9 protein-coding genes and 1 tRNA gene are annotated in these 9,728 nt (G+C 52.3%); 7 read left to right on the top strand and 3 right to left on the bottom strand.

Annotation, left to right across the window (positions count from 1 at the left end; all coding sequences use genetic code 11):
• From AC1HCM_RS05760 to AC1HCM_RS05750, 3 genes are all read left to right on the top strand, one after another.
• On the top strand, nt 1-688 hold a 688-nt coding region (locus AC1HCM_RS05760), incomplete at its 5' end, for a GHMP family kinase ATP-binding protein (protein ID WP_479460817.1).
• Nucleotides 679-754, top strand: a tRNA-Gln gene (locus AC1HCM_RS05755). The genes AC1HCM_RS05760 and AC1HCM_RS05755, both read left to right, overlap by 10 nt.
• Nucleotides 755-764: 10 nt before the next feature.
• Nucleotides 765-1,703 carry a ribose-phosphate diphosphokinase gene (locus AC1HCM_RS05750; RefSeq protein WP_479460816.1) on the top strand — a complete coding sequence of 313 codons (939 nt, stop codon included), beginning with the start codon at nt 765-767 and terminating at the stop codon, nt 1,701-1,703.
• Here AC1HCM_RS05750 and AC1HCM_RS05745 read toward each other — a convergent pair.
• Nucleotides 1,700-2,923 (bottom strand): EAL and HDOD domain-containing protein, encoded by a 1,224-nt coding sequence (locus AC1HCM_RS05745; protein WP_479460815.1) that lies wholly within the window; start codon nt 2,921-2,923, stop codon nt 1,700-1,702. The genes AC1HCM_RS05750 and AC1HCM_RS05745 overlap by 4 nt on opposite strands.
• 62 nt (nt 2,924-2,985) lie before the next feature.
• Between AC1HCM_RS05745 and AC1HCM_RS05740 the strand changes: the two genes are divergently transcribed.
• Nucleotides 2,986-3,588, top strand: coding sequence for a 50S ribosomal protein L25/general stress protein Ctc (locus AC1HCM_RS05740; protein WP_479460814.1), 603 nt, complete (start codon nt 2,986-2,988; stop codon nt 3,586-3,588).
• A complete protein-coding gene (gene pth, locus AC1HCM_RS05735) occupies nt 3,585-4,175 on the top strand; it encodes an aminoacyl-tRNA hydrolase (RefSeq protein ID WP_479460813.1) in 591 nt (196 codons plus the stop codon). Before AC1HCM_RS05740 ends, pth begins: the two co-directional genes overlap by 4 nt.
• Here the strand turns inward: pth and AC1HCM_RS05730 are convergent.
• Both AC1HCM_RS05730 and accD read right to left on the bottom strand, forming a co-directional pair.
• Nucleotides 4,153-4,830, bottom strand: a complete 678-nt coding sequence (locus tag AC1HCM_RS05730; RefSeq protein ID WP_479460812.1) for an MgtC/SapB family protein — start codon at nt 4,828-4,830, stop codon at nt 4,153-4,155. The two genes, pth and AC1HCM_RS05730, sit on opposite strands and share 23 nt — an antisense overlap.
• Nucleotides 4,815-5,657: an acetyl-CoA carboxylase, carboxyltransferase subunit beta gene (gene accD, locus AC1HCM_RS05725; RefSeq protein ID WP_479460811.1), complete on the bottom strand. Its 843-nt coding sequence runs from the start codon at nt 5,655-5,657 to the stop codon at nt 4,815-4,817. Before accD ends, AC1HCM_RS05730 begins: the two co-directional genes overlap by 16 nt.
• 32 nt (nt 5,658-5,689) lie before the next feature.
• Here accD and AC1HCM_RS05720 point away from each other — a divergent pair, with 32 nt between their 5' ends.
• Nucleotides 5,690-6,865 carry a class I SAM-dependent rRNA methyltransferase gene (locus AC1HCM_RS05720; RefSeq protein WP_479460810.1) on the top strand — a complete coding sequence of 392 codons (1,176 nt, stop codon included), beginning with the start codon at nt 5,690-5,692 and terminating at the stop codon, nt 6,863-6,865.
• A gap of 118 nt (nt 6,866-6,983) precedes the next feature.
• On the top strand, nt 6,984-9,728 hold a 2,745-nt coding region (gene sreA, locus AC1HCM_RS05715; protein WP_479460809.1), incomplete at its 3' end, for a sulfur reductase subunit SreA.

The raw sequence follows: 9,728 nt of genomic DNA, 5'->3' as shown, positions 1-9,728 counted from the left end.
GGAAGGACCCTTACGAATTGAGACCAGCACAGGGATACCTCAGGAGGAAAATCTCGTCTTCAAGGCTCTGACGGAGTTCCAGAGGAGGCTGGGGAGGGATGTGGAGTTCTCCATATACATAAACAAGAAAATACCCATGGGTGCCGGTCTGGGTGGAGGGAGTTCCAACGTGGCAAGCGTCCTCAGAGAGGTGAACAGGATCATGGGAGAGCCTCTGAGTGAGGAGGAGTTGATTGAGATAGGAGGCATGGTCTCCTCCGACACCCCTTTCTTCTTCAGAGGGGGGACAGCCTTAGGCATGGGAAGGGGAGATATCCTTGAGGAAATCGGCAGGCTTGAGCTTGACATAACACTTCTTGTACCAAACGTGGAAGCTTCCACGAGGCTTGTATATTCTGCGGTAAGGGAAAAGCATCTGACTCCCAACATAAAGCCCGAGGACGTCCTTGAGATGTTGAGGGAGGGCAGATACGAAGCTCTTGAGAATAAGTTGGGGGAAATAGCCTGTGAGATGTATCCCGAGATAGGGGAGGCGGTCAGATTTTTAGAGCACCTTGGCCTGAAAGCTCTTGTCAGCGGGAGCGGTTCTGCTGTATTCTATATAGGTAAAATCACCCCTGAGGTAGAGACCGGAGCGAGGCTCAGGGGCTGGAAGGTGTTTGAAACTAAGAGCTGGCTTGGGGTGTAGCTCAACTGGCAGAGCACCGGACTTTGGATCCGGGGGTTCCTGGTTCGAGTCCAGGCACCCCAGCCATTTAAAAGGAATGAAGAGACCCCTCAAGATACTGACCGGAACGGCAAACAGGGCTATAGCGGAGGAGGTTTCTCGCTACCTCAACGTGAAGATCTCCGATATGCTCGTGACCAAGTTCAGCGACGGTGAGGTCAGGGTTCAGATAAATGAGTCTATCAGGGGGGCTGACGTTTACGTATTCCAGTCCCTCTCAAGCCCGGCCAACCAGCACATAATGGAGCTCCTCCTGATAATAGACGCATTGAAACGCTCATCCGCCGGGAGGATAACCGCCGTTATACCCTACTTCGCCTATGCAAGGCAGGATAGGCAGGACAAGCCAAGGACTCCCGTAAGCGCAAGGCTTCTGGCTGACCTGATAACCGTTGCCGGAGCCCACAGGGTAGTGACAATAGACCTTCACTCGCCCCAAATTCAGGGCTTCTTTGATATACCCGTTGACCACCTCTCCGCCCTTCCCGTACTCCACGAGTACATAAAGAAGAACCTCATACTTGAAGACCCAGTTGTAGTTTCACCCGATGCGGGAGGTGTTGAGAGAGCAAGACAGCTTGCAAACAGGCTCGGCTGCGGTATAGCCATAATATACAAGAGGAGACCGGAGCCTAACAAGGCTGAGGTTCTTGATGTTGTGGGTGAGCTGGAGGGAAAGGAGGCGATAATAATAGACGACCTCATAGATACCGCTGGCACCATGGTAGCTGCCTCCAACATGTTGATAAACAGAGGGGCAAAGAGGGTTATCGCCTGTGCAACTCACGGTGTTCTCTCCGGACCCGCCGTTGAGAGGCTCACGGGTTCTCCAATAGAGCAAGTAGTAATAACAAACACGATACCTGTTGAGGACAAGCTCTTTAACAAGCTAAAGGTCGTATCGGTAGCTCCCCTCCTTGGAGAAGCCATCAAGAGGATCCACGAAGAGGAGTCGGTAAGCTCACTCTTTCTCTAAATCTCAAGCCTTGAGTAAGCCTTCAGAGCCTCCATCTGGAGTTGCAAGAGCTTTTCTCTAGTAAGGCTTCTGTGGCTGTACTTTTCCAGAAGGGGTTCTATCTTGGACAACTTTCCCGTCTGGACCGCTTCAACCATCCTGAGGATATCTCCCAGAGGTCCCTCCCTTCGGAGCAGTGCTGCCTTTATATCCTCTTCAAGGGAAAGGCTGGAAACCGCCTTCTCCATAGGAACGCCCAAGAGGACATCCACCAGAGACAGGACCCCCGTTATGAAGGATTTTTCAACTACCTCACCCTTGGAAAAGATATGCTTTGCAACTCTTTCCATGTAGAAGCCCCTAAGGGATGCTTCCTCAAATAGAGGGTCTGAGGTAAACTCCTGACTCCTAACCGAGTACATGAGAAGCAGTATCCATCTGAGTATGTTCTTGTAGCCCAACATGAGCAAGGCATGCCTTATTGACTTCACGGGTTGCCTCAGGGCGTAATAGGCGGAGTTTATAAGCTGAAGGAGTTTTACGGAGAGGTCCGAGAACTTCTTAAAGACCCTCTCTATCTCCCTCACATCCCTTTCCTGAGCCACGAGATTGTAAAGCTTTACGAGGGCTGCGTAGGTTGGCTCCACCGTCTTTGAGGCTATAACCCTTGGCTCCTGAAAGAAGAAGCCCTGGAAGTAATCAAAGCCTATATCGTAGTAAGTTTTGTATATCTCATAGGTCTCAACCTTCTCTGCTATAAGCTTCACACCGTAAGGCTTCACCTTCTCAACAAATCTCTCCACCTGCTCGGGGGGATGTTCAAGCACGTCAATCTTAACGTAGTCCGAGAGCTCAAGGTAGGGAATGAACTCCTCAGAGTATATGAAGTCATCAAGGGATATCTCGTAGCCCATCGCCTTCAGGCGGTTGAGGGTGTTGAAGAAATCCTCGCTCAGGACCGCGTTCTCAAGAACTTCAAAGCCCACCCTCCCGGGAGGAAGTAGCTCTGCTATGCTGAGTATGTCCGAAGTCTGGTCTATGTTTATGAAGCCTTTCTTATCCCTGATTATATCTTTGAGACTGAAGGAGCTCACGAGGCTCTCTATCACCTTGGCGGTTGCCCTCTTGCTGTCCTCAACCTCTGCAAAATCTTTGAATCCTGACCTAAAGAGGAGCTCGTAGCCGAATATCTTTCCCGTCCTGTCAATTATAGGTTGCCTTGCCAAGAATATCTTCACCATGGACTACCTTTTATTATAGTGTTATAATTTCAAATTCCGCACATAAGCCACAGGAGGAAACCATGAAGAGGGTCAGTGTTAAGCTCAAGGAGAGAACGCCAGGCAAGAAGAGTGAGACCAAGAGCATGAGAAGGGACGGTTACATACCCGTGGAGATATACGGCAAGGACGTGAGCAATATTCACGCCTGGATGAGCACCAAGGACTTCCTCAGCCTCCCCCACGGGGAGACCTTCCTGATTGAGGCTGAAGTAAACGGTGAGAAGAGGGTCTGCATCCTGAAGGATATCCAGTTCGGCTGGCTCGGTGACAACCCCATACACATTGACCTTTACGACCTCGCAAACGTCACCGAAATAGAGGTTGAGGTTCCCATAGAGTTTGCAGGAACGCCTGCCGGCGTTGAGCTGGGAGGAACCTTTGAGGTTCTGATGCACTCCCTGACTGTTAAGGCAAGACCCGCAAACCTGCCAGACAAGATAGTTATAGATGTGAGCTCCCTCGGACTTGGAGAGGCTCTACACGTCAGGGATGTGACACCTCCAGAGGGATGCATAATCCTTGACAACCCCGAAGAGACGGTCGCCGTTGTGGCAGAGCCCGAGGTTGAAGAGGTTGAAGCAGCAGAAGAGGTTCAGGAGGAGGAAGCGGAAGCCTCTGAATGATAAGGCTCGTAGTAGGCTTAGGAAACCCGGGGGAAAAGTACAGCAACACTCGCCACAACGTCGGCTTTATGGTCATTGATGAGCTCATCCGCAGGCTCAGGGTAAAGGAACACAGTGAGGAGTCCCTCTCCCACGTTTACAGGGCTAAGGTAGGAGGAAGGGAGGTAATCTTTGCAAAGCCTCAAACCTACATGAACAACTCGGGGCTTGCCGTCCTGAACCTATTGGAGGAGAACGATATTAGACCAGAGGAGATGCTCGTGGTTTACGATGACCTTGACCTCCCCCTCGGGATTACAAGGCTCAGGATGGAAGGGAGCTCGGGTGGACACAAGGGCATGGAGTCAATAATAAAGAGCATAGGAACCGAAAAGTTTCCCCGCCTTAAGATAGGGATAGGAAGACCCAAGAGGAAGGAGGAGGTCGTTGATTACGTTCTCTCCCCCTTCTCAAAGGAGGAGGAAGAGATAGCTAAGGCTGTCATAAAGAAGGCGGCGGAGTGCGTGCTCAGGAGTATAGAGCTCTCCCCCCAGGATGCCATGGAGTTCTGCAACAGGAGGGACATCATACAACCTCAACGGAGGTAACGTAAGGGCTCTCCATAAGCTCCCTGATCTTCTTTTTGAGCTCCGGCTCGTCGTAGAGGACCTCCACGTAAACCTCCACTCCCTCCTCGGAACGCCTCATCCTGAGGATGCGTGCCTCCCCCAAGAGAGGCTCTACCTCCTGAATTACATTTGGTTCTCCTCGTACAACGACCTTGAGTACCTTCTCAGCTTTGAAGAGGAGCTCCTTCTCAACCTTGCTCATTAGGCTCAGAACGATTAGAAGGATTATCGTAGCGAACAAAGAGAGGGAGTACATACCCGCACCCACAGCCAGTCCTATGCCGGCGGTCGTCCAGAGGCTCGCAGCCGTGGTAAGACCCTTCACAGAGATGCCCATCCGGAGGATCGCTCCCGCTCCCAAAAAGCCTATACCGCTGACGACCTGAGAGGCTATCCTTGAGGGGTCAACGTTCACCCCCGTCCCGTAGGTTGCCGGTATGTATATAGAAACTATGCTCAAAAGAGCAGAGCCGACGGCAAGCACCGAGTGGGTTCTGAAGCCTGCCGGCTGTTTCCTCCTCTCCCGCTCAAGCCCTATTATTGAGCCCAAGAGCATGGCGAGGACTATCCTCAGAAAGCCCTCCCAGAGAGGAAAGGGGTAACTTTCAAGGAACGGCGTCAGCTCTTCCAGCATCTCTCCGAATAAAAGGTAAGCTCTAAGAGCTCCTTGAGAACGTTTCTGAGGTCCTTACGGGAGACAACCATGTCTATCATACCCTTTTCCAGCAGGAACTCGGAGCGCTGAAATCCCTCGGGTAGCTTCTGCTTTATGGTCTGCTCAATAACCCTCGGTCCCGCAAAGCCTATGAGAGCCTTAGGCTCCGCTATTATTATGTCCCCCAAGAAGGCGAAGCTTGCAGCCACACCCCCGGTGGTAGGGTTGGCAAGAACGGTAAAGTAGGGAACCCCGCTCTCCTTGAGGAGTCCAACGCCGAGGGAGGTCTTAGCCATCTGCATGAGGGAGAGTATCCCCTCTTGCATCCTTGCCCCACCAGAGCAGGTGACCGCTATGAGGGGGATCCTTTCTGAGGAGGCAAGCTCACAGGCTCTGAAGAAGCGCTCACCAACTACCGAGCCCATGCTTCCTCCTATAAAGCTGAAGTCCATGGAGGCAAGTATCACAGCCCTTGACTCAATGAAGCCCTTTACAACAACCATAGCCTCGGTCAGCCCCGTCTGCTCCTGAGCCCTCTTGAGCCTCTCTTTATAAGGCTTAGTGTCCTTGAACCTAAGGGGATCTGTGGGAAGTACCTCTTCAAAGAGCTTCTGAGCTCCTGTGTCGTCAAGTAGGGACTCAACCCTCTCCACCGCAGAGAGGGGAAAGTGGTAATCGCACTTGGGGCAAACCTTGTAGTTCCTCTTCAGGTCGGGCACATAGAGGAGGGTCTTGCACTCGGGACACTTTGTCCAGAGGTTCTCCTCCTCTTTCCTCTTCTTGAAGAGCTTATCAAAGATACCCATGCTCTCAAGAGAAGTATAAACTAAATACATCAATGCTTCAGATAAGAGTGAAACCCGGAATAGAGGACAGGATAAGGGGCTTCTTCCCCTGGATATACAGACCTGAGATAGCGAGCTACTCAAGGAAGCCTAAGAAGGGAGAGCTCGTCGTTGTGAGGGACTTCGGAGGAAAGTTCTTAGGTTACGGATACATAAACCCTGAGGCGAACATAGCTGTCAGGATACTCTCCTTTGACAAGGAAGAGCCAATAACCCCTGAGCTGATAAAGAAGAGGATAAGGGAGGCTTACGACTACAGAAAGAGGCTGTATATAAACAGCAACGCCTTCAGGCTCGTCCACTCGGAGGGGGATCTACTCCCCGGTCTTATAGTTGACGTTTACGGCGAGTACGCCGTCCTTGAGTTCACCACTTACGGCATGAACACCTTCAGGGATACGGTCCTTGAGGCTCTCGTGGATATTCTCAGACCTAAGGGTGTATACGAGAAGACAAGCCCGGTGGCGAAGAGGGTTGAGGGGTTGGACACGGAGGATAGAGTCCTGTGGGGTGAGGTTCCTGAGGAGACGACCATCTGGGAGCACGACCTTAGATTTGTTGTCAACATACCCCAGGGGCAGAAGACGGGCTTCTTCCTTGACCAGAGGAATGCGAGGAAGTTTGTCAGGAGCCTGGTGGAGCCCGGGGACAGATGCCTTGACGTCTTCTCCCATACAGGGGGGTTCGCTCTGAACATGAAGAAGATGGGAGCCCAGGAGGTGATAGCGGTTGACCTCTCTCCCTTAGCCCTTGAGGTCGGCAGGAAGAACGAAGAGATAAACGGTCTTTCGGGGATAAAGTGGGTTGAGGCTAACGCCTTTGACTACCTGAGGGAGTTAGACTCAAAGGGGGAGAAGTTTGATGTTGTAGTTATAGACCCTCCCTCCTTTGCCAAGAACAGGCACGCGGTCCCGAACGCCCTTAGAGGCTACAAGGAGCTCTGCGTAAGGGGTCTGAGGCTCACAAAGGCGGGGGGATACATGGCTATATTCTCCTGTTCCTTCCACATAACCGAGTCCCACCTACTTGAGGTTCTGACCCAGGCTTCTTACGATGTCAGGAGGCAGGTGAGGGTAATAGCCAAGACCTTTCAGGACAAAGACCATCCCTGGATACTTCAGATGCCAAACACCCTCTATCTCAAGGGCGTCTGGGTTGAGGTGGTTTGATAAGCTATTCCTTATAAACCCCATAAGGAGAACTTATGAACCTTTAAGCAATTTTGCTATCAACAGTAGGACCTAAAGATTATCCTTTTAGATAAAGTGTGCCCGAGGAGGCAGTGCCATGGAGATAGGCGGTAGCTTCTACGAAAGGAAGTACTACAGCACCTGCTACATGTGTGCCTGCAGGTGCGGTATTGAGGTTTACGTCAGGAACAACAAAGTTACTTACATAAAGGGTAACGACGACCACCCCCTGAACAAGGGGGTCCTGTGCGCCAAGGGCTCTTCAGGAATAATGAAGGAATACTCACCCGCAAGGCTCAGGAAGCCCCTCCTGAGGGTCGGACCGAGAGGCTCAGGCGAGTTCAAGGAGATAGAATGGGATGAAGCCATAGAGATAGCGGCTAAGTGGATAGATGAGGCGAGGAAGAAGAACCCTGCCAAGGTAGCCTTCTTCACGGGAAGGGACCAGATGCAGGCTATAAACGGATGGTTCGCCCAGCAACTCGGGACCATCAACTGGGCAGCCCACGGGGGCTTTTGCTCTGTCAACGTTGCCGCAGCAGGTCTTCTCTCAACAGGATACTCCTTCTGGGAGTTTGGAGACCCGGACTTTGAGAACACAAAGTACTTCATGATGATAGGTGTGGCTGAGGACCACGCCTCCAACCCCTTCAAGCTTGGAATTCAGGAGATGAAGAGGAGGGGAGGAAAGCTCGTATTCGTCAATCCGGTCAGGTGGTCCTACGGTGCGGTTGCGGACGAATGGGTGCCCGTCAAGCCCGGTACCGACGGTGCCTTCGTAATGGGTCTCATGCACGTTCTCTTCAAGTACAACCTTATAGACTGGACCTTCCTAAAGGAACAGACAAACGCCCCCTGGCTCGTGATTCAGGCTCCGGGGACTTCCAAAGACGGTCTCTTTTACAGGAACCCGGAAGGCAAGCCGATGGTTTACGACAAGAAGTCCAAGAGCTTCCAGCCTGCAGACAGGATAGTCCCCGATGAGCTGGAGCCAGCCTTCATAGGTGTGTATGAAACCCCGGAGGGCTTCAAGGTTAGACCCGCCTTTGACCTCTTTGCGGAGAGGCTCGTGAAAGACTACAGCCCTGAGAGGGTTGAGAGGATAACGGGGATACCGGCAAAGGACATAGAGAGGATAGCCAAGGAGATGGGCGTGATAGCCCTCTACGACCCCCTTGAGCTACCCGTAGAGTGGACGGACGCCTGGGGTAGGAAGCACAAGACGATGAAGGGAAGGCCAGTGTCCTTCCACATAATGAGGGGTATAGCTTCCCACAGCAACGGATTCCAGACCGCAAGGGCGGTCTTCCTGCTTAAGATGCTCCTCGGGTGTGTTGATGCTCCCGGAGGGCACTTAGCAAAGCCTCCCTATCCCAAGCACATAGAGGATCTCCCCAAGCCGGTAAAGATAAGGTCTCTCAAGGAGCTAAAGTACGGCGAACCCCTGAAAGGTCCTCACCTCGGTCTTCCCCAGAACCCCGATGACCTTCTCGTTGATGAGGAGGGAAGACCCCTGAGGATAGACAGAGCCTACAGCTGGGAGTTTCCCATTGCAGCCCACGGTTGTATACAGAACGTTATCCCCGCAGCCTACCAGAGGGACCCCTACGATATTGACGTCCTGATCATATACATGGCAAACATGGCCTGGAACTCCTCCCAGAATATACCCTACATAATTGAGGCTCTTACAGCGAAGGACCCTGCGGGTAACTACGTGATACCGAAGATAATAACGATAGATGCCTTCTACAGCGAACAGGTCGCCTACTCAGACCTCGTCCTGCCCGATGCCACCTACCTTGAGCAGTGGTTCGCCCTCTCCTTGCTTGACAGACCACCCTCGGTTGCCTTCGGTCCGGTTGATGCCCTCAGACAGCCCATAGTTGACCCCAAGAAGGAAGGGCTTGATGTAAGACCCTGGGGAGATGTGATGGTTGAGCTGGGGACAAAGCTCAAGCTCCCCGGCTTCGTTAACGAAGATGGAACGCCCAAGTACAAGGATTTCAAGGACTTTCTTATAAACTGGCAGCCCAGACCGGGAATCGGTGCCTTAGCCGGCTGGAGAGGGAAGAACGGGGACAAGCACTTTGTGGGAGAGCCCAACCCCAAACAGCTTGAGATGTACACAAAGAACAAGGGCTTCTTCTACTACAGGCTACCCGAACACATGCGCTACTTCAGACACATAAACAAGGATTACCTTGAGTGGGCTAAGAGCGTGGGCTTTGTAAAGAAGACAGAGCCGATAATAATGAACTTCTACGTTGAATCCCTCCAGACCTTCAGGCTCGCAGGACAGGGACTCTGGGAGGGAGAGAACCAGCCCCCGAACGACCCGCTGATAAGGGAGAGGCTCGTCAAGTACTTTGACCCCCTACCCTTCTGGTATCCACCCTTTGAGGAGGAGGTCAGCGGAGAGGACTATCCCCTCTACGCCTTCACCGCAAGACCCCAGTGGATGTATCACTCCTGGGACTCCCAGAACGCATGGCTCAGGCAGATATCAACTAGGAACTTCCTCTACATGAACCCCAAAACCGCTGAGAAGCTCGGTATAAAGCACCTTGACTGGGTATGGGTTGAGTCAAGGGTAGGCAAGGTAAAGTGTCAGGTCTTCCTGACCGAAGCGACAGAGCCAAACTCCGTATGGACCTGGAACGCCATAGGGAAGATGCAGGGAGCATGGGGTCTCAAGCCCGAAGCGGAGGAAGGGCACGAGGGATTCCTGCTGAACCACGTCATTCCCCACAGCATAAAGCTCAGAGGGAAAGAGGTCTTCTACGGAGACCCTATAACGGGACACCTCGCCTGGTTTGATACAAAGGTAAAGGTATACAGG

The organism is Hydrogenivirga sp. (assembly GCF_056450045.1).
This window is presented reverse-complemented; position numbering and strand designations above follow the sequence as displayed.